Origin of the sequence: Chitinophaga sp. (assembly GCF_036569185.1) — a bacterium.
Classification (GTDB): domain Bacteria; phylum Bacteroidota; class Bacteroidia; order Chitinophagales; family Chitinophagaceae; genus Chitinophaga.
Window position 1 is genome coordinate 1 of record NZ_DATCRD010000054.1, and the last position, 21,383, is coordinate 21,383.

15 protein-coding genes are annotated in these 21,383 nt (G+C 48.3%); 5 read left to right on the plus strand and 10 right to left on the minus strand.

All coding sequences use genetic code 11. The features are described 5' to 3' along the window. Positions 1 to 347 precede the first annotated feature (347 nt). Positions 348 to 1,538, minus strand: a complete 1,191-nt coding sequence (locus VIM72_RS04080; RefSeq protein ID WP_332001591.1) for an O-succinylhomoserine sulfhydrylase — start codon at positions 1,536 to 1,538, stop codon at positions 348 to 350. Positions 1,539 to 1,558: 20 nt separating this feature from the next. Continuing rightward, positions 1,559 to 1,978: an OsmC family protein gene (locus VIM72_RS04085; RefSeq protein ID WP_079467397.1), complete on the minus strand. Its 420-nt coding sequence runs from the start codon at positions 1,976 to 1,978 to the stop codon at positions 1,559 to 1,561. Positions 1,979 to 2,113: 135 nt separating this feature from the next. On the opposite strand from VIM72_RS04085, the gene metX reads away from it, so the two are divergent. Together metX and VIM72_RS04095 are read left to right on the plus strand one after the other, a co-directional pair. Continuing rightward, on the plus strand, positions 2,114 to 3,130 hold the full coding sequence (gene metX / locus VIM72_RS04090) for a homoserine O-acetyltransferase MetX (protein ID WP_332001604.1): 1,017 nt from the start codon (positions 2,114 to 2,116) through the stop codon (positions 3,128 to 3,130). A 158-nt stretch (positions 3,131 to 3,288) separates the two neighbouring features. Next, positions 3,289 to 6,150, plus strand: coding sequence for a TonB-dependent receptor (locus tag VIM72_RS04095; RefSeq protein WP_332001592.1), 2,862 nt, complete (start codon positions 3,289 to 3,291; stop codon positions 6,148 to 6,150). A 60-nt stretch (positions 6,151 to 6,210) separates the two neighbouring features. On the opposite strand, the gene VIM72_RS04100 is transcribed toward VIM72_RS04095, so the two are convergent. The 4 genes from VIM72_RS04100 to ychF all read right to left on the minus strand — a co-directional run bounded on the left by VIM72_RS04100 (position 6,211) and on the right by ychF (position 14,438). Further along, positions 6,211 to 7,728, minus strand: coding sequence for a reverse transcriptase family protein (locus VIM72_RS04100; protein ID WP_332001593.1), 1,518 nt, complete (start codon positions 7,726 to 7,728; stop codon positions 6,211 to 6,213). A 448-nt stretch (positions 7,729 to 8,176) separates the two neighbouring features. Next, positions 8,177 to 9,829: an SWIM zinc finger family protein gene (locus VIM72_RS04105; RefSeq protein WP_332001594.1), complete on the minus strand. Its 1,653-nt coding sequence runs from the start codon at positions 9,827 to 9,829 to the stop codon at positions 8,177 to 8,179. Positions 9,830 to 9,844: 15 nt separating this feature from the next. Further along, positions 9,845 to 13,165, minus strand: a complete 3,321-nt coding sequence (locus tag VIM72_RS04110) for a HEAT repeat domain-containing protein (protein WP_332001595.1) — start codon at positions 13,163 to 13,165, stop codon at positions 9,845 to 9,847. Positions 13,166 to 13,334: 169 nt separating this feature from the next. Next, the gene (gene ychF / locus VIM72_RS04115; protein WP_332001596.1) at positions 13,335 to 14,438 is read right to left on the minus strand and encodes a redox-regulated ATPase YchF; all 1,104 of its coding nucleotides are present in this window, start codon (positions 14,436 to 14,438) and stop codon (positions 13,335 to 13,337) included. A 66-nt stretch (positions 14,439 to 14,504) separates the two neighbouring features. Between ychF and VIM72_RS04120 the strand changes: the two genes are divergently transcribed. Beyond that, on the plus strand, positions 14,505 to 15,737 hold the full coding sequence (locus tag VIM72_RS04120; RefSeq protein WP_332001597.1) for a nucleoside recognition domain-containing protein: 1,233 nt from the start codon (positions 14,505 to 14,507) through the stop codon (positions 15,735 to 15,737). 45 nt (positions 15,738 to 15,782) lie between these two features. On the opposite strand, the gene VIM72_RS04125 is transcribed toward VIM72_RS04120, so the two are convergent. The 4 genes from VIM72_RS04125 to VIM72_RS04140 form a co-directional block, all read right to left on the minus strand. Continuing rightward, the gene (locus VIM72_RS04125) at positions 15,783 to 16,280 is read right to left on the minus strand and encodes a PH domain-containing protein (RefSeq protein ID WP_332001598.1); all 498 of its coding nucleotides are present in this window, start codon (positions 16,278 to 16,280) and stop codon (positions 15,783 to 15,785) included. Between the two features lie 48 nt (positions 16,281 to 16,328). Continuing rightward, complete coding sequence (locus VIM72_RS04130; protein ID WP_332001599.1) at positions 16,329 to 16,628, minus strand: thiamine-binding protein; 300 nt, start codon at positions 16,626 to 16,628, stop codon at positions 16,329 to 16,331. A 352-nt stretch (positions 16,629 to 16,980) separates the two neighbouring features. Next, positions 16,981 to 17,778 carry an FkbM family methyltransferase gene (locus VIM72_RS04135; protein WP_332001600.1) on the minus strand — a complete coding sequence of 266 codons (798 nt, stop codon included), beginning with the start codon at positions 17,776 to 17,778 and terminating at the stop codon, positions 16,981 to 16,983. 124 nt (positions 17,779 to 17,902) lie between these two features. Then, positions 17,903 to 19,432 (minus strand): bifunctional GNAT family N-acetyltransferase/carbon-nitrogen hydrolase family protein, encoded by a 1,530-nt coding sequence (locus tag VIM72_RS04140; RefSeq protein ID WP_332001601.1) that lies wholly within the window; start codon positions 19,430 to 19,432, stop codon positions 17,903 to 17,905. A gap of 166 nt (positions 19,433 to 19,598) precedes the next feature. Here VIM72_RS04140 and VIM72_RS04145 point away from each other — a divergent pair, with 166 nt between their 5' ends. Both VIM72_RS04145 and VIM72_RS04150 read left to right on the plus strand, forming a co-directional pair. Beyond that, positions 19,599 to 20,804: a glycosyltransferase gene (locus tag VIM72_RS04145; RefSeq protein WP_332001602.1), complete on the plus strand. Its 1,206-nt coding sequence runs from the start codon at positions 19,599 to 19,601 to the stop codon at positions 20,802 to 20,804. Between the two features lie 2 nt (positions 20,805 to 20,806). Then, positions 20,807 to 21,383 (plus strand): acyltransferase (locus tag VIM72_RS04150; RefSeq protein WP_332001603.1); only part of this gene is annotated, 577 nt, incomplete at its 3' end.

The window sequence follows — 21,383 nt, forward strand, 5'->3', positions numbered from 1 at the left end:
GAGAAAAGCGACGAGCGCTACACTCCACCAGGGCAGTATCATGCCTGCCGCATAAGCCAGGAGCAGGACGAGGAGAAAATGGGCAAAGGATTTCATGATTCTAATATAACGAGAAAAATTAAAACTAATGCGGAATTTGTCGGACGCGGATTTTGTCTGACTCAGGATTAGGCTGATTATACTGATTAACTGGAATTTATTTTTTGGATTTTAAAAGATTAAAAAGATTCGGGGAGATATAAGCGAATAATAACCGCTTATATCTCCCCGAATCCATTAAAATCAAAAATGATCAAATCCAGCTAATCAGTATAATCAGCCTAATCCTGAGTCAGACAAAATCCGCGTCAGACAAAACTCGCATCCAGTGCCTGTTCTATATCTTCCAGGATATCCTTAATATTTTCCAATCCCACAGAAATCCTTATCAGGCCGGGTGTTATACCGGTTATCGCTCTTTCTTCATCAGAAAGCTTTGCATGCGTGGTGCTGGCCGGATGGGAAGCAATACTGCGGCTGTCGCCCAGGTTGGCGGTTAATGAAAGAAGCTGCAACGCATCCAGGAAACGGACGCCCTGCTGCAGGCCGCCTTTCAGCTCGAAGCATACGATACCACCGCCGCCGCTCATTTGTTTGCGGGCGATGTCGTGCTGTGGATGGCTGGTCAGGAAAGGGTATTTCACGCCGCTCAGGTGCCGGTTATTTTCCAGCGACTGCGCTAGTTTCAGCGCGCTGGCAGTATGGCGCTCCATGCGTACGTGCAGCGTTTCCAGGCTTTTGCTCAGCACCCAGGCATTGAATGGCGACATGGCCGGGCCCGTGCTTCTGCAAAAAGTATGGATCTCTTTGATTAGCTCCGCCTTGCCCACTACTACTCCACCCAGTACGCGGCCCTGCCCGTCGATCCATTTGGTGGCTGAATGCGTTACCAGGTGGGCGCCGTATTCAATGGGACGCTGCAATACCGGTGTTGCAAAACAGTTGTCGACGTTCAGGATGAGGTTATGCTTATTGGCAATTCCCGCCAGCAGTTCCAGGTCAATGATTTCCAGGCCGGGGTTGGAAGGCGTTTCCACGAAGATCATCCTGGTATTGGGTTTGATCATCGCTTCCATGCCTGCTGGATCGGTCATATCGAAATAAGAAGTTTCTATGCCCCATTTAGGCAGGAACTTCGTGATCACGGTGTGGGTAGAGCCAAAGATGGAGCGGGCCGATAACAGGTGATCGCCGTTTTTCAGCAGGGCCATAAAACCCGCGAATATAGCGCTCATGCCGGAAGCGGTGGCATATCCTGCTTCCGCCCCTTCCAGGGCGCACATCTTCTTTACGAATTCGTCTACATTGGGATTGCTGAAACGGCTGTAGATATTGAAGTCTGTTTCATCCGCAAAAGTAGCCCGCATTTCTTCCGCATTATCAAAACAGAAGCTGGAAGTAAGGAACATGGGGGCAGAATGCTCCATCTGGTCTGTTTTGGACATCTGCATTCTTACCGCATTGGTATCCGGCTGGTATTGATTTTTTTCTTTGCTCATGGATATGGTAATTACAGCATTTAAGCGTTCAGTTTCACTTCCCAGGTCAGTTTGGTATTACCCTGACGCAGGGTTTCCGCTACAGAACAGTATTTGTTCATAGACAATTCCACAGCGCGTGCTGCTTTATCGGGATCGATATTACCTTTGAGATGAAACACCAGGTGAGCGGTTTCCCAGAGGGATGGCTCCTTACCTTTTTCTCTTTCTGCATCAATTTCTATACGGAAATCTGTTACTTCCTGGCGTTGTTTCTTCAGGATCATCATCACATCAATGGCAGAGCAGCCGCCCAGGCCCATGATCACCATTTGCATGGGTCTTACGCCGTTGTTCTTACCGCCATTCTCCAGAGATGAGTCCATCAGTACCTTGTGGCCGCCTTCATCTACTGCCTCCATATTAAATCCATCATCTACTCTTTGTAATGCTATCTTCATGATTATTAGGTTATCTTCAACAAAGATAAATAAAACCCATCAGGATTTATGCAGTGACCGTGATTCGTAAATCATCGGCTGTATTTTACAGTTTTTAATTCTGATATTGTAGTTTTGCGCAAATTTGAAGAAGCATTGTCGGCAAAGGTATTTCACAGTCAAGCAGCATTCCGGTTAGAATCCGGGGAAGTATTACCGGGATTACATATCGCGTATCATACATATGGTACGATGAAAGAAGATGGAAGTAATGTAGTTTGGGTATGTCATGCCCTTACGGCCAACAGTGATGCCGCTGATTGGTGGACCGGCCTGATCGGCGCCGGTAAAGCCATTGATCCCGGCAGGCACTTCATTGTTTGCGCCAATATCATCGGCTCCTGTTATGGCAGCAGTGGCCCACATACCACCAACCCGGAAACAGGGCATCCCTGGTACCAGCAGTTCCCTACCATTACCATCCGCGATATGGTACAGGCGCATATCCTCCTGAGGCAGCACCTGCAGATTCCCCGTATCCACCTGCTGATAGGCGGTTCCATGGGAGGCTACCAGGCACTGGAATGGTCGCTGTTTGAACCGGCTGTGATCGACCGCCTCTTTCTGTTATGCACCGGGGCCGCGGAAAGCGCCTGGGGTATTGCCATTCACACTGCGCAGCGACTGGCCATTGAAGCGGATGATACCTGGCAGGATAACAATCACAGCGCCGGTTCCAAAGGGCTGAAAGCCGCCAGGGCTATTGGAATGCTTACCTATCGCAACTACCAGACCTTTGTGCGCGCGCAATCTGATGAAGATAAAGAGAAGACCGACAACTTCAGGGCATCTTCCTATATCAATTACCAGGGCGATAAACTCGTAAAACGCTTTAATGCGCAATCGTACTGGCTGCTCACCAAAGCGATGGACAGTCACAATATTGCCCGTGGCCGCCATGAGGATATTACCGCTACCCTTTCGCATATTCAGCAGCCAACCTTGCTGATCGGCATCAGCAGCGATATTTTATGCCCGCCGGAAGAGCAGCAGTTTATGGCAGCGCATCTCCCCAATGCTGCTTATCATGAAATAGATTCTTCGTATGGTCATGATGGTTTCCTGATTGAATTTGAGAAGATCGGCAAGATCTTACGGGAATGGATGCACTAAAAATATATTGATTCTGAAGATCTTATAATGAGATAGATGCAGCAGGATAACCCTGCTGCATTTTTATTTTAATCCCCTGCACTCCCGTTGGCTATATGCGGTTTTTTTTCGTTATATTTATTTAAACCGAGTCTAAACCTTTTATAAATCCATCGTGTATGAGAAGCATTCTAATCAAAGCCCTCACAGGCTGCCTGGTGCTTTTATTATCCCTTACCCAGGTAATTTCAGCACAAAATTCCGCCACTATTCATGGTACGGTACGCGAAAAAGGTTCCGGCAACGTCATGCCTGGTGTGACCGTAGCGGTTAAGGGTTCCTCCACCGGCACTATTACCGGCAGTGGTGGCGCCTTCACCCTTAAAACCACCCATGCGTTCCCGTTAACCCTCGTGTTTTCTTACGTGGGTTTTAAAACAGAGGAGCACGAGGTTTCTTCCGCTACGGCCAACCTGGATGTGGAGCTCAGCTCCACTGAAATTCTCGGCCAGGAAGTGGTGGTTGCCGCCAGCCGTACACAGGAAAGCATCCTGCAGTCGCCCGTATCCATTGAAAAACTGGACGCGCGCGCCCTGAAAGCCTCTCCCGCTGCATCTTACTACGATGCGCTGGCCAACCTGAAAGGCGTGGAAATGAGCACCCAGAGCTTAACGTTCAAATCAGTGAACACCCGGGGGTTTAACAGCAATGGTAATACCCGCGTGCTGCAACTGAATGATGGAATGGACAACCAGGCCCCAGGTCTGAACTTTGCCGTAGGCAACATGGTGGGCATTCCTGAAGTAGACCTCGATAACATGGAACTTATACCTGGCGCGGCTTCCGCTCTGTACGGCCCCAATGCGCTCAACGGCATCCTGCTGATGAACAGCAAAAATCCCTTCCAGTACCAGGGATTAAGCGCCCTCGTGAAAACCGGCTTCCTGAATGATGCCGGCCGTTCCACCGCTACTACCGGTTTCTACGATGTGTCTGTACGTTACGCGCATGCATTCAGCGATAAGGTGGCTTTCAAGCTGAATGTTGGCTATCTCCAGGCAAAGGACTGGCAGGCTTATGATCAGCGTGACCAGAGCCTGGCAAACGGTCATACCCTGGAAAACGGCACCCGCGCCAATAATGAAGGTTATAATGGAGTGAATGTATATGGAGATGAGAATACGGTGAATATGTACACCGGCCTGAAACCATCGCTCATGCCGCAGATGATTGCATTATCGCAGCAACTGGGCGGCGCCCTCACACCAGATCAGTTATACAACGCCATCCTGCCTCCGCAGAACATGTCGAACGTAACCCGTACCGGCTACAACGAAGCGGATGTAGTGGACTATACTACCAAAAACCTGAAACTGAACGCCGCACTGCATTACCGGCTAACGCCCAACCTGGAAGCCATTTTACAGGGTAGCTATGGTTCCGGTACTACAGTATATACAGGGGCAGACCGTTACTCCCTGAAGAACTTCAACATGGGTCAGTATAAAGTGGAACTGAAGAGCCCTGATTTCTATGTAAGATTATATACTACACAGGAGAGAGCGGGCGATAGTTACGCCGGTGGTACGCTTGCTTCCGGCATCAATGAGGCCTGGAAAAGCAGTCAGCAATGGTATACAGAATACTTCGGTACTTATGGACTGGCGGCCGGTAATCTCTTTAAAACAACTTTTACCAATAACCTCCCACAGGGCGTTCCTGCTGCGTTTGCAGCCGCCCAGGCAGCTGTTCAATCCCAGCAGGCAAACTTTATCAGCGCAGCCCGCGCGAATGCCGATAAAGGTCGCCTGATCCCCGGCACGCCTGAATTTGATGCCGCCGCAGATAAAGTGAAGAATAAACCCATTCCCGGCGATGCTTCCGGCGTGGGCGCGAAATTCACAGATAAGACCAACCTGTACCAGGCCGAATTCATGTATAACTTTCATAACCTGATTCATTTTGCAGAGATCCTGGTGGGTGGTAACTACCGCCGCTATGCACTGAATTCTGAAAAAACACTGTTCGCCGTAGATGATAACGGCAAGGAATTCCGCATCAATGAATACGGTGGTTATGTACAGATCATGAAAAAGATCATAGAAGATCATGTGAAACTGACCGGCTCCCTGCGTTATGATAAGAACATGAACTTCAAAGGCCAGTTCAGCCCGCGTTTATCTGCTGTGTATACTTTCCTCGGTACGCATAATATCCGCGCTTCCTATCAAACAGGTTTCCGTATCCCTCACAACCAGGATCAGTATATCGATCTCGTAACACCACAGGCGCACCTGATCGGGGGCTTGCCTTTCCTGCGTGAACGTTATGGCCTGGATAAAGGACCGGTATTCTCCCTGCAATCCGTACAGGCTGGAAACCCCACCCAGTATGTTTTCCGCGAGTTCCTGCCGGAAAGGATCCAGGCATATGAAATAGGTTATAAAGCCGTGATCGCAAAACAACTGCTGGTAGATGCCTACATCTATAAAAATGACTTCAAAAATATGAACGGTACGCAGGTATTGGTGCAGCCTACTGCCGATCCTGCCAAGAATAATATCTTCTCTGTGCCGGTAAGCGCCACAGAAGTAGTGCACTCCTGGGGATGGGCGCTGGGACTGGATTACAGTCTGCCGCTTAATTTCACCGCCGGTGGTAACATTTCCTATAATGAACTGACCAATGAAAAAGACCTCGGCTCATTTATGACAATGTACAACACGCCAAAGGTGCGCTACAGCCTGAACTTTGGTAACCGCAATATTGCCAATTCCAATTTTGCCTTTAATATTTTATGGAAATGGCAGCAGTCATTTATATGGCAGTCTTCTTTTGTAGGGCCTAATTTAAATGCGGCAGGGCTGAGTGAAATTCCTGCTTTTGGCACACTGGATGCCATGGTAAGCAAGTTTTTCCCGAAAGCCAAAACCACGGTTAAACTGGGTGCAGCCAACCTGTTGAACAAAAAGTATATTCAATCATGGGGTAACCCTACTATTGGAACACAAGCCTATATTTCTATAGGTTATAATTTATAAAAGAGAAGCCCCGGATACTGTTGATGGTACCCGGGGCTTTTTATGTTTGCTTGCCAGTTATTATACTACATCCCACCAGGGCTTATCTGAGGAAGGATCTTGTTTGTTAAGCGGTTCCGGTTTAAAGTCGGCCACTACTTTTTTTACAGGGCTCTCTCCAGTCCATAAAGCGCGGGCTTCCGTTTTTATATCCTCCCGTTGCAACAATGCGCCCAATGTGGCTTTCAGCTTTGCGCCCAGTTCCGGTTTCACCATATGTACAAAGTTGGCGTATCCCTCCATACTGCTGATAATATTTTTTCCTTTGCCCCAGCTTTTGTTTGCCAAACCGGTTTTTGACACCTGGTGCAGCAACGCCCGGAATTTACGCAGGGTGGTACGGTCCAGGCTCAGCTTTTCGTTTACCACGATGCCGGTTACTTCATGCTTATCGCCTTTGCGCATTACTTTCAATTTGTCGGGATGGATGGTAAATCCTTCCTCCTTTACAAACATCTTCACTGCGCGCAGTAATTGCCCTGCTTTATCAGCAGCAGGCCCTTTTGCGGAAAAGGTCATATCATCGGCATATCTCGTATAGGCGTAACCGTATTTTGCCGCCAGGCCCGCAAAACGCCTGTCCAGTTTATAACAGATCAGGTTGGTGATAGCGGGACTGGTAGGGGCTCCCTGCGGGAGATGCCTGGCTGTTTTAGCTACATAATATTTGCGGCCGTCGAGCAATACTTCATCTACTTCCGGTTCTGTACATATCAGCGCCAGTATGGTAGCTACCTGTTCTGCATACCCCAGTTTACAGAATAATCCTTTTACACGTTTATACGCGATAGATGGGAAGAAGTCGCGCAGATCCATATTGATCACGATATCCTGCCCGGTATGTGGCGCCGCGTTGGTAACAATGGATCTACCCGGCACAAAACCGTGAGCTGCTTCGTCATTTTTTATTTTATAAAGAATATTTTCCAGGATCCAGTGCTGCGCTGCTTTCAGCTGTGGCATGGGGGCAGAAATAGTACGGGCGCCGCCGGATTTTTTCGGGATCTGGAAACGCTGGTAATGGGTATGATGCCCCACCTTCCTGTTAAAAGATAAATACCTCAGTTTACCGATGCTGATGCCCATAGCGCTTGCCAGTGCGGTAGCATCGGCCCATACGGGCAGCCCGAATTTTTGCAGCTGCGCTACATCCGGCACTTTTTTATTTAAGCCGGCAGATACTTCTTCGCCAAGATAAACGATCTCCTGTTGCCTGGTGGTGGCCCATGCGGCTGCTTTTTCTTTCCTGGCGGCTTCGCGGCGTTGTTTGGTTTCTTCTCTTTTCAGTTTGGCTTTGGCCATGCGGGCTTTGCGCATGTCTTCCAGCATTGCCCGCTTATTGCGGTAGCGTTGCCGCTCGTTGAGCAGGTCATTCAGCTGCCGGCGCACCTCGTTCTCTTTCTGGATAAGGGTGGCTGCCGGTGAAGGCTGCGCAACATTTTCGGCCCAGAAACCCAGGCGGGTCATTTCCTGTAATATATATTCCTCTTTAGAGGATGCACGTATCTTATCGTACAGTTGCTGACGGGTTAAGAACATGATAAATATGTTTGTATTTATGCTGTTTCATGACTCAGACAACAGGATCATCTTAATAAAAAAATCCAGTGTCTTCAAATAAATATACCAGGAAGAAGGTGAAAAACGGCCGGGAGTATGGCCTTGCTGAAACGGGGGAAACAAAATTCTGTAAAGAGGAAAAGGCCTTCGTGCAAACCATTGACTAAATCAATCAACTCCAGGGAGGGGCCTACTGTACGCATATTTCAGCCCCCGGGGCTTCTACTGGAAATATGCGTACAGTAGGCCCCTCCCAAAGTAAAGATTGCATTTAGTGAAGCATGTATAGTCAGAATACCTGAATGACGAAACATCATTCGTCCCTTTTCGGGCGCAAGTGCAATCAATTCCTCTTTACAAAGATCTTTGTTTATTAACGAGTCAGCAAGGTAGAAAATAATTCCCGGATATAAAACATCTCCTTCAATTATTTTACCGCTTTATTTTCCGAATGCGCTATACGCAGTGCCAGCATGTGTTCGCAGGGCCCCTTGTATAATTTATTCGTGCTGTAAAAGTTACAGTCGCAATGCGCATTACTCAATCTTTCATCTCCGTCAATGGTTATAACGGGATGGTATATACGTTGTGCGCCTTTTACATTTCCTTTCAGCTGTAATCCTGTTCCCGGGATCTCAGTGGCCGTAAATTCCACTTTCCCTGCCTGCACCAGTTTAGTGGCTTCACCTTCCTGCGGGTTGGCAAAGCGTAGCTGGTCCAGCGGCAATGGCTCACGGCTTAATTCCCGGAGGCGGTAAAATCCTGTATGCAGATCATAGATCACTTTGCCCGCCTGGGTATAAATGCCCAGCGCGCCAAGTACTGTGGCCCTGTCGAGCCCGGTGGCGGCAACAATCGTTTCCGGTTTGGCCATCCACCTGGTTTTCAGGTCTTCAAAAACGGTAAGTTTTGCCTGGTCGCTTACTTCCGCACGCGGCGCCATGAGGTCAAACTGCCCGGCGCGCGACCAGTCGTTGGCCGTCCACCCGCTAAGCCCCAGCGTAAACTGCATATCCCCAAGGTCCGCCACATAAAAGGAAGGCAGCCCGTTGCCGGTAAGATGCACGGTAAACTTTTTTGCAATAGGGATCAGCCTTTCCAGGATCAGCAATCGTCTTCTCCCCCATATCCTGATCTCCCTGCGCTGCGGACCGGTGTATAACGATCTCGCACATACGATTTCCTGGTTCCAGGGCTCAAACACAGCGCGTACCGGCTTACCTGGTTCCAGTATAAAACGGATGGAGCGCGGCCCGCGTTTTTCCTTAAAACGGCGAAGCCAGGAGCAGAAGTTATATACATCCATCGGGTGCAGATCAAAAGAGGCTGCCGGCAGCGTCATTGCGGAGCTTACCTGCAGAAATCCTCTCACCCAGCTATCGGGCAGGTCTATCTTTACTTCATGGTACAATTCTTCCTGCGAGGTTTGTACCTGGAATCCTCCCGGATCAATCTTAAAATCTGTTTCCTTGTAATCGCGGATCTTCTGGAATTCGTTATACAGGGAAGCGGAATAATCAATATTGGTGGTACCGCATTCAAACTCATTTACTTCCTTAAACACATTGTAGCTGGCGCTGAGTTTACCGTAGGTAGATTCATCCTGGCTGAAACATTCAAAGAACAGTTCATCAGGATGTACGCTGATCACAGGATCCAGTACAAACCAGGCGTCGCGGTCTTTCTGGTATAAATAATCGAAATAACTTTTCCTGGCTTTATAAAATGGCGCCATTACCCTGTCCTTCTCCTGGTAAATACTGCTGAGCTCTGCTCTCAGCGCATCTATCCGCTGATCGGCGGCTTTTATATCATAGCCGTTCATGAATTCGGCCAGCCATACCGTTTCCTGCTGGGCGGCCCATTCCTTGTAGGCGGTTTTATCTTTGGGTTTAAAACGCAGGTCAGATACCACTACGTCGTGGAGGGCGGAAATGGCTTCGCGGAAAGCTATTTTCTTATGCAGCTTACCCACAAAGAAGGTGGGGTCACGACGGGTATCCGGTGCAAACGAAATGCCCGCTGAAGTGGCATTGCTGTATACGTTGGAGTTCCCGCTGTATCTGTAGTTGAATAACATAAATGGATTACTTTTTTAAGATACTCTGATCGTTGTTGGCACTATTTCAATAGGCAGTTCCACGGCGTACTGTTCCTGTATACTGCGCATAATGCTGATACAGCGGGCCTTGTCGCCGATAGCCACCGTGGCGGATATATGCGCAATAATGTTACCGATGTAGGTGGCTGCTTCTGCTGATTTCATGGCTTCTTTTTCCAGGAACGTAAAGATCCTTTCCTTCGCAGCCCGGGCCTTATTTACCCTGCTTAATACCACGCGGAAATAATGTTCCAGCTGCTGTAAGAAAACGAGGTTACCGGCTGCATACTGCTGCAGGTAATTGGTGGCAAACAACTGCATACTTTCACTTGGATGCTGGCTCAGTTTTAACAGGTAGGTTTGTCCGTCTTCTTCATGGAAAAAGCGCAGTAACAGTTCACGGCCAAACGCCTGGATATCCGGGCGCACGCTGTCGGCCACTGCCACCAGGGTTTCGGGCGACCAATCGTTATCCGTGAATTGTGTTCTGAAAAACTCCATCGCTTCCTGGCGGGTGTCGTCCCATTTTGCATCCAGCAGGCCGATGGCGGCGTCTCTTTCAAAACGGATACGCGCCGCGTTGTCGTAATAAAAGTGCCAGCTCCACTCCCTTACTTTCAGCAGTTCATGGTTACCGGCGGCAATTACCTGCTTCAACGACAAGGCCGAGGCGGGGATATACTTTTGGAGCACCAGCAACCCAAACTGCTGGGCCGACCTGTAATTGGCATACAGCAGGCGTAAAGCGGTGGCAGTATCAATATCCTGGAGATAATCAACCAGTTCATTACTGAGCGTAGCTTCAATATCTGCATGCATGCCTTCAGCAGTTTCCTTACGCATCAGCAGGGGTACCAGCTCATTTACCAGGTACACGGCCAGGCGTTTATCCTGCTGTACCAGGCGGCTGATGAGCGGGCGCACTGCATTTCGTACATCCGTATACGTACTTAATAATATATGGAGCACCAGTTCCGGTCTTTTCAGCAGTTCATCGCTGCCCATTGCTTCCAGCACTTCCACCCCTGCCGTTCTTACCGGCAGGAAACCGTTGCTGATCAAGCCTTTCACTATTGTATCAGATACTTCGCTGAAGTTGAACTGGCCCCGTTTCAGGAGCAGCAACCTGGCGGCAAAAGCCTGGCAGGCGGCTACCGGGCTTTGCAGCAATGCTTCAATATCCGGTATACCCGTTTCCGTTAGTGCAGGGCGACAGTTCCCTTCCAGGATGCTGCAGCCATCGTTGAGATTCTCATTTCCTTCCGGCGTAGCCGCTTTGAGCGCCAGTAATCCCGTCACTGCTTTCACACAAAGCGTTCTCATTTTATCCAGGGATAAATACGCCGGGTTGAGTTTTTTACGAACAAAGTCGCGCACTTCCCTATATGGAGAAAACACCAGCTGCATAAGGAAATCCATATCTGCAAAGCAAACGGGTTCATTGTCGCTGATCCATTGCAGCCCTTGCACACGGGCCAGTTCCAGGGGACTCATAACCAGTACATACAGCAGGCGTAACGACGGGTTGGCGGGGTCGTATCTTTCTTTGGCCAGTTCCAGCCCGAACATCGAGGGGATAGAAAAGGCATTGGCCAGGAGCCCGGCAATCACACCTTCGTCCATTTTATCTTTCAGGGCATCGTAATCAGGGTGCGCTTTCAGTTGCTCCATGGCAAAGAGGTGCACGGCTTCCATGCGCGCCGATACCAGCAGCTGGATAAAAGCCTGGGGCAGTTGTTGCCAGAGGTGCAGGAAGGGCGCATCTCCTGCTGGTTTTGCCTGCGGGGTAGCAGCTTTATATTCAGGTGGTACCGCGGATGCCTGCAGGTTCCTGTCCCCACCCAGCCAGCCGAAGAGCTTTTTCAACAGGCCGCCTTTGTCTTTCAACGCATCGGGGTTGCCGCCGGGGGAAGATTTCGTTTGTCCCTGCCCGTTAGGCGCTTCCTGGTCTGTGAAAACCCATTCCTTATGATCCCGTGTAAGCCGGAGGTTGGCGGCATTACCACGAAGAATATAGTTGAGATACACCAGTTTCGAGTTAGCCGGATACTGGCGGTAGAAGGTCACATAGCGGCCATTCACCCACCGGTATAACGGGGTCTGGTATTCTTTGGCGCCATCCCTGCTTTCATCATACTGCAGCAGCAATGCGGTGGCGAGGCGAACATATTGATCGTCATTCCGCTCACCCAGGCGGCGCAGGTTGCGGAATACGCGGTAATGAAGATAGTTGCGGGTCTTGTCTGAATAGGCCACTTTACTGGTGGGCTTTTTCAGTTCTTTATCTGCCTGTAAAGATTCTTTCAGCTCAGGAACAAAGATGGTGGGCACAAAGCGTTTATCATTATAATCGATCCTTGTGCCGGGGTTCTTAAACATAGCAGTTTCCCTTTCAAAGCGTGCCGCCAGTATGGCCACTATGCCCTGGTCGCCCCGCAGTTCCGCCTGTTTGAAGATATGGCGGATATGCTGGAACCAGGAAGGTCTGAAAGGCAGGTGCATGAGCAGGTTGCCGATAGCCACTCTCACAGCGGGTTGCTCAAAGGCAACGATATAGAGATCTTCCAGCAGCGGGTAGCTTTGCTCCTGCCGGGTGATCACCTGTTGCTGCAGTAATGCCAGCAGTTCTTCTGTATTTCCTTTGGCAATGGTTTGCTGGAAAACTTCGGGCAGTCGTTGCAGGTAAGATTGTACATGCGTGGCACGTTCTTCCGGCGGTAGCACCAGCAGCAGGCCGTTGGCTGCCAGCATCCTGATATTCAGGGGCCGGGAGCTGTTGTCGGCATAAGAGCGCAGTACCGGAATGGCGGCCGCATCGCCCGATTTACCCAGCGCCCAGAGGGCAGCATAGCGTTGTAAGCCATCGCCTTTCTCTACCAGTTTAACCAGGTAGGGAACGGCTGCTGTTATTTTTTCTTCCCCGGCTCTCCATATAACACGGGACGTGCTCCAGGAAGTTTTAAAGCTGTTCTTCCCTTCCACTGCATCCTGTAAACGTTTGAGGATGGCGCGGTGCATTACATTTTCCACCAGGGTGGTATCTACCGGTGTAAATGATAAATCCTGGACAGCTTCCTGTTCTCCCAGATAACCTTTGCTTCGTTTTTCCTTTTCGAGGGCATCGAATATAGTGGTGGCGGCAGACAATGTAACGGGGCTTACTGTTTTGGTGCCGTCTTTCAGGGTACCAAACCTTTTACCATAGCGGAAGTTAACAATGTACTGTTCCGGGCCAACTTCACAAAGATCAATTTCGTAGGTCTTATCCGAGTTTCCTTCCCGGAAAAAGAGTTTTACGTTCCTGACAATTCGCATGAGCTAACATTAAAAAATAGGTGGCTAAGCTAATAAAAGAATTTTGAATTAACGCAGGGGGGTTACATAATTAATATATGCATGTACGTTAGGGGTTATATAGCAACGGGCCGGATGGCCGGCCCGTCTTGTTTGTTGTAACCTTCATGGAACTTATCCAGAAGTATCATTAAACGTTGAAACGGAAGTGCATTACATCACCGTCTGCAACGATATACTCTTTACCTTCAATACGTAAACGGCCGTTATCGCGCGCAGCGGATTCAGATCCGTACTTTACGTAATCATCATAGGCAATTACTTCCGCCTTGATGAAGCCTTTCTCAAAATCAGTATGGATAACGCTGGCGGCCTGCGGGGCTTTCCATCCTTTGTGGATGGTCCAGGCGCGTACTTCCTGTACACCGGCGGTGAAATAGGTGATCAGTTCCAGCAGGTTATAGGCGGAGCGGATCAGGCGGTTCAGGCCTGGTTCTGCGAGGCCATATTCTCCCAGGAACAGTTCTTTATCGGCGGGGTCTTCCATCTCGGAGATCTGTGCTTCGATGGTATTGTTCATCACAATTACCTGGGCGTTTTCCGCTTTCACGGATTCCTGCAGGGCCTGTGAAAATTTGTTACCGGTATGAAGGGAGGCTTCGTCCACGTTGGCAACATATAACACCGGTTTTTCAGTGAGGAGGAACAGGTCGGCAATAGCTACCCTTTCTTCCTTGCTGAGGCCCAGTTCACGGATGTTGCGGCCTTTTTCCAGGTGCTCCTGGCATCTTTTCAGTATTTCAAATTCTGCTTTTGCTTTCTGATCGCCACCGGTTTTAGCCATTTTCTCGGTGCGTGCCACTTTACGTTCCACGCTGTCCAGGTCTTTCAGCTGTAATTCGGTGTCAATGATCTCTTTATCGCTTACCGGGTTGATCTCTCCTTCTTCGCGGAGGATGTTTTCATCTTCAAAGCAGCGGATCACATGTACAATCGCATCTACTTCGCGGATATTGGCCAGGAACTTGTTTCCCAGGCCCTCTCCTTTGCTGGCGCCTTTTACCAGGCCGGCAATATCTACAAACTCAATAGTAGTAGGTACTACGCGGTCGGGCTTTACCAGCTCTGCCAGTTTATGCATACGTTCGTCAGGTACATCCACCTGGCCCACGTTTGGTTCTATAGTACAGAAGCGGTAGTTGCTGGCCTGCGCCTTAGCGCTGTTGCTCACCGCATTAAATAAAGTCGATTTTCCTACATTCGGCAATCCTACAATTCCAACTTGCAAAGCCATTTTTTAAAATTTGCGCAAAGATAGGTTTATTTTAGTTTATTTGTTGATGAATAAACCAATAATCTAATGGCATTAAACTACGTATGGCTGGGATTTTTTTTGATTGCATTTGTTGTAGCACTTTTCAAGTCGGTAGTTTTACATGATGCGTCTATTTTCGGGGAGATCATGAATGGCATGTTTGCCAGTGCCAAAACCGGTGCGGAGATCTCGCTGGGACTGGCCGGCATCATGACCTTATGGCTGGGCATCATGCGGATCGGCGAGGTGGCAGGGATGATCAACCGTTTTTCCAGGCTGGTAAACCCTTTCTTTTCCAAGCTGTTCCCTGACGTGCCCAAGGGGCATCCGGCGATGGGTTCTATGATGATGAACTTCTCCGCCACCATGCTGGGACTTGATAATGCCGCCACACCTATGGGCCTGAAGGCGATGAAGGAGTTGCAGGAGATCAACCCGAAGCCGGAAGAGGCCAGCAACCCGCAGATCATGTTCCTGGTATTGAATACGGCCGGTGTAGTGCTTATCCCCACTTCCGTGATAGCCATAAGGCTGGCCGCCGGTGCGGCCAACCCGGCAGACATCTTTATCCCTACCCTGATCTCCACGTTCATGGCGTTCATTATGGGGATGTTTGTTGTTTCCATCTACCAGAAGATCAATCTCTTTAAATTACCCGTGCTGGCATTCCTGGCGCTGTTTGCCGGCATCATGGCGGCTTTATGGGTTTGGGTACGTAGTTTACCTCCTGCGGAGATAGGCCCTAAAACGGCTTCCCTCGGCGGAGCGATCATTTTCAGCATTGTCATTATTTTCCTCGTAGCGGGGATGGTAAAAAAGATCAATGTATACGACGCCTTTATCGAGGGCGCCAAAGAAGGGTTCCAGGTATCCGTAAGGATCATTCCTTACCTGGTGGGTATGCTGGTAGCTATCAGCGTATTCCGTACCACCGGCTGCCTGGATTATATTACCAACGGGATCGGCTTACTGTTTGCCGCCATAGGGCTTAATACGGATTTTGTGCCTGCCCTGCCGGTGGCGTTTATGAAACCGCTGAGTGGCGGCGGCGCCCGCGCCCTGATGGTAGATATCCTGAAAACGCATGGACCGGATTCTTTTGTGGGAAAACTGGCCAGCATTATACAGGGAACCACGGAAACCACCTTCTATGTACTGGCGGTGTACTTCGGCTCTGTAAATATCAAGCTTACCAGGTACGCCCTGGCTGCCGGTCTGATCGCCGATTTCTTTGGTATGCTCTGCGCCATATTACTGGCGTATCTCTTCTTCCATTAATTACTTCAACACATAAAAAAAGGGGAAGGCTGTCTTCCCCTTTTTTTATGCCGGTATGTTAATAGTTGCATTTACCCGCTTCACAAAATCGTCTGCACCGGTAGGACTGATCAGCCATTTCCTGTTAAGCGATTCTATCAGCACCAGGTTTTCCCGGTTGGTGCACCAGCGCTGGTACTTGCCTATTTCGCTGGAACGGTAGGTACCCAGGTATCCGAAAATACCACCCAATGCCAGCAGGCGGGAACTGGCGCCCAGGTCCTCCTCCGTAATACTTCTCAGCCGCACCACATCTTCCAGCCGGATAGTAATACTATGAAGGGGCCGCTTGATAAGTATAGTCGTAGCCGTTAGAATATAATACCGGGGGCTCAGGCACCATGCCACCAGGATGGCCGGTACCAGGATAAACAACAGCATGGTGGTAACCACTGCATCCTGTGAAACATCCGTGATTTGTCTGAACAAAAATATAAGTGTGATAATGATGACCAGGTTTGTTACAATCTTCGAGTTATCATCCAACGGGGCGGCGTATCGCATATATGGCTCTCCTTTGATTCGGTGGGTAAGATAAAACAAAATGGTTAGTTATATGCTATCATACTTCCCGGTTTTTTCTTCGATGGTTACATCTCCGTCCCTTCTTATCTGCATTTTTATATACACCAGCAACTGGGAGGCGCCGGCTTTAAAACATACTTCCTGGGTTTTACGCACCACTTCCATCAGCTCTTCATAGGTTCCTTCCATCACCGTTTCAAAAGGGCATACCCTGTATTTTACACCGGAGTCCCTGATCACTGCAATTGCTTCGTCTACTACCGGGTAAACCTGTTCTGATGGTACCGAAGGGATGATCTGCAGCGCTAAATTAATCTTGTTACTCATGTTTTTATTGCTTTTTATATTTTTGGTTATCAAATCATTATATCTATTTACCTGGTAAGATGATTGAAGCAAAATGAACCATTTTCAGGCACAACCTGCTTTCCTTTCTCTCTAAAAGCGCAGAATTGCTTATAGTATCAGGTTAATTATATCTTCTAAATTATTAGTTATCAATAAATAAACCTATTAAAATTTATTCAACTTTCTTTAGCCGGTATCCTGCTTTGATTCGTTATATATAATGAATAAAAAACATTCATTGAACGGTAAATCCTGCTCACAAAGGTGGTAAAACTACAAAAGGCAATACATAAATAAACATGTATTGCCTTTATAAGTATGAAAAGGTTGGTTATTTTTTTGTGGCCAGGTAGTTAAACTGGTCTATCCGTTCGAAAGTAAAATCTGCCAGTGAGCTCAATTTATCGTTTACAGTATTGTCACCTTCATAGCGCTCAAAAATAATACGCAGGTGAGGCGTCTGACTGATAAAATTCCGGGCGCCTTCGAGCACTTCTGTCTCCATTCCTTCCACATCCAGTTTTACAATGATCTTGCTGTTACGGTCAAATCCAAGTTCAGGGACCAGGTCGTCGAGTCTTTCAATAGGTATATTACCCTCCTTCTCACTTTCCCGGTCAATATAACTGGAACCGGTAACGGTGCTCATAATATTGAAGTTCACTTTTTCCTGTTTGCTGCCAAGGCCGCAGGCAAACAGTTTTACTTTGTCGCCCACCTTATTGAGGGTAATGTTTTCCTGCACCGCTTTGTGATTCACCGGCTCAAATGCCACACAGGGAATACCTTTCCCGGCCAGCCATACATCGTATTCACCAATGCAGGCCCCAATGTCGATGAAGCCGTCAATGTTATGGCTTTCCACCTGTTGCTTCAGGTAATCGCGTACCTTTTTCTCATAGGCATAATTAATAAACTGGAAATCAGTAGTGCCTTTGCGGATCCGGAAATGCCCCATCGCCGACTTTGCATTCCACTCTTCCAGCGAGGGCTTATTTAATAATACCAGTTTAAGGGATGCCTGGAGGGATTTCCAGTCGTTATACCTTATATATTCACTGAAGTAGGCTAAATATTGCCGGTACTTGGATAAATTCTTCCAGGACGGATAATAGGCTTGATCTTTCATAAATCAGGGAGTTTGTAACGGAATTTAGAACTAAAAAAGGATAACAGCAAGCATCAGCCAGCCATTATCCTATTATTTTTCCTGATTATATTACCGTTATTTATAATTAAAAACCAGTGTTCATTTATATCTGTTTCTTCTTCTTGTATTTCACTTCATAGAGATCTTTCCGGATATCTTTTTTAGTTTGTACGCTTCCAAAGGCATGTAATTCCTTCAACAATACAAGATCCACATCAGCGATCACCACCATCTCGGTATTGGGGGTTGATTCGGCTTTGATGCCGGTTACCGGGAAAGCAAAATCGGAAGGCGTAAATACGCAGGACTGTGCATATTGCAGGTCCATATTATTTACCTTGGGCAGGTTCCCTATACAACCGGCAATGGCAACATAGCACTCATTTTCAACGGCTCTTGCCTGCGCGCAAAACCTTACACGGTTATAGGCATGCTGGGTATCGGTCATGAAAGGAACAAACAGTATCTGCATGCCTTCTTCCGCAAGGATACGTGAAGGCTCAGGAAATTCCACATCGTAGCAGATCTGGATACCGATTTTACCGCAGTCGGTATCAAACACTTTGATATCGCTTCCACCTTTGATTCCCCAGGCGGATACCTCACCGGGTGTGGGATGGATCTTGATATACTGCTCGTATGTACCATCCCGGCGGCAGAGATAGGAAATATTATACAGCCCCTCATCTATCACAATGGGCATGCTTCCTGAAATGATATTTACATTATAGGCTACCGCATGCTGTTGGAATATTTCCCGCAGCTGTTCGGTGTACCGGGCTACCCCGCGGATAGCCCCCGCCGGGTCCATCTGGTTAAACTCACCCATCAGCGGGGAATTAAACAGTTCAGGGAACACCACGAAATCGGATCCATAATCGCTCACTGCATCAATGAAATATTCCACCTGCTGCAGAAAGCCATCCAGGCCGCCATAGTCGCGCATCTGCCATTGCACCAGGCCAATGCGCACCGTGGACTTATTATACCGGATCGTATCGAGGTCCTTTTCATAATAGATATTGAACCACTGCAGCAGGGTCGCAAAGCCTTTGGAGGCTTCATCATTGGGCAGGTAGTTCCTGAGGATCTTCTTTACGGTAAAGTCGTTCGAAAACTGGAACGTTAACGTGGGATCATAAATTTCCCGGTCCTGCACCTTTTCAATATACTCCCTGGGCGACATCCGGTCGGCGTACTTTTCAAAATTAGGGATCCGTCCGCCGGCTACTATACCCTGGAGGTTCAACTGCTCGCAAAGGTTTTTACGGGCGTCGTACAAACGGCGGGCCAGCCGTTTTCCGCGGTAGTCGGGATGCACAAAAACCTCGATGCCGTACAACGTATCTCCCTTGGGGTTATGCGTGTTAAAGGTATAATAACCGGTGATCTGCTCGTAGGTATGGTTATCGCCGAATTTTTCATAGTCTACAATAATCGCCAGCGCACATCCTACTACTTTATCGTTTACTGTAACTGCTATCTGCCCTTCCGGGAAAAGCTTGATCAGCCGTTGTATGGTAGGCTCCCGCCAGTAACTGCCAGCCATATCCGCGTAGGCCGATACCATAGACTCCTTGAGATCAAGGTAATCTTCCACGGTTAAGTTCCTTATTTCTACTGTTTCTGACATAGCCTTTTTCCTGGTTTTAAAAACGAATGTTATGGTAATACTTCAATAATATCGAATTTTTTATTTACTTTGCAGTTAAAGTTCAGAACTTCATATTTAACCATCCCCAACGGCAAACCTTACATTTTAGTTTATAACCGCATACATCAATTACACCTTTGCTATCGTGCCGTTAATTCAAAACAGAGATATCGTTGTAATCGGGCTGCAACAATGGTATACTTCTATTGGAAGTAACTGTAAAAACATTGCGCTGGAATTTGCCCGGCATAACAGGGTATTATATATTAACTCCCCGCTGGACAGGAATACCCTTATCACCGGGAAGGACGATCCGCATGTGCAATACCAGCTGAATGCCATCAGCAAAAAGGTACCGTCTATTGTTCCGGTAAGCAACAACCTCTGGAACTACTACCCTTCTGCAGTACTGGAATCCATCAACTGGCTGCCTTTCACACCGTTGTTCTCCTGGTTTAACAAGCGTAATAACAGAAAGTTTGCTGACAGCATCCGGGAGGCTATCAGGGAAATGAATTTTAAAGACATCATTTTATTTAATGATAACGACATCTTCCGGGGATTCTATCTCAAGGAAATGTTACAACCATCCAGTTATATATATTACAGCAGGGATTACCTGCTGGGCGTTCCCTACTGGAAAAAGCACGGGCTACAGCTGGAACCGCAGCATATTGCAAAAGCCGATGCCGCGGTAGCCAATTCATTATACCTTAAAGAAATGCTGCAGCAGTATAATCCCGCCAGCTATTACGTAGGACAGGGATGTGATCTGCGGCTGTTCAACGCAGCTGATGAGCATCCGTTGCCCGAAGATGTGCCAACGGGTAAAGGCCCGGTAATAGGCTATGTGGGCGCGTTAAAATCGCTGCGACTGGATATTGATGTGTTAATAAAGATAGCCAGTGAACGGCCCGACTGGAAGCTGGTACTTGTTGGCCCGGAAGACGAAGACTTTAAAGCTTCCCGGCTTCACCAGTTGCCCAACGTTTATTTTACGGGGCATAAGGATCTGTCGCAGCTCCCTGCTTACATACAGGCTTTTGATGTATGCCTTAATCCACAGGTGCTGAACGAGGTAACTGCAGGGAACTATCCCCTGAAAATAGATGAGTACCTGGCCATGGGCAAACCGGTGGTGGCTACTGCCACCAAAACCATGGAACTGTTCAGGCAACATGTATACCTGGCAGCAACGCCGGGCGACTATGTTCCCCTGATTGAAAGGGCTTTATCAGAAAATGCAGATCCTTCACTGGCAAGTGAGCGTATCCGTTTTGCGGGCACACATACCTGGGAAAATTCTGTGGCAGCTATTTACCAGGCCATCATAAACACCAGCGGTAACTGACTATGAGCATTAAAGAAAAACTGAAACAACACCCTGGTCTGAAGAAACTGGCTTTATACCTCCTGATGCCAAAGCATCAGGCCCGCCCCCGGTTATGGGTGCGGTTGTTCGTAAATCCTTTTTTCCATAAGAAAGGGAAGGGCGCACTTATCCGGAGACGGACCCGGATGGATGTACTTCCCTTTAATACCTTCACCCTGGGAAGTTATTCTACCATAGAAGATTTTGCCACGGTAAACAATGGCATGGGCGCCGTGATCATCGGCAATCATGTAAGGATAGGAATAGGCAATGTGCTGATCGGCCCGGTACGTATAGGCGATAATGTTATACTGGCGCAAAACATTGTGCTGTCGGGATTGAATCATGGTTATAAAGACCCTGATGTGCCTATTTCGCTGCAGCCATGTACAGTAGGTGAAATTGTGGTAGAAGCAGATTGCTGGATTGGCGCCAACAGCGTTATTACCGCAGGCGTTACAATAGGACGGCACTCCGTGGTGGCCGGCGGCAGTGTGGTAACGAAAGATGTGCCTCCTTATACAATAGTGGCGGGCAACCCTGCCCGCCCTATCCGCC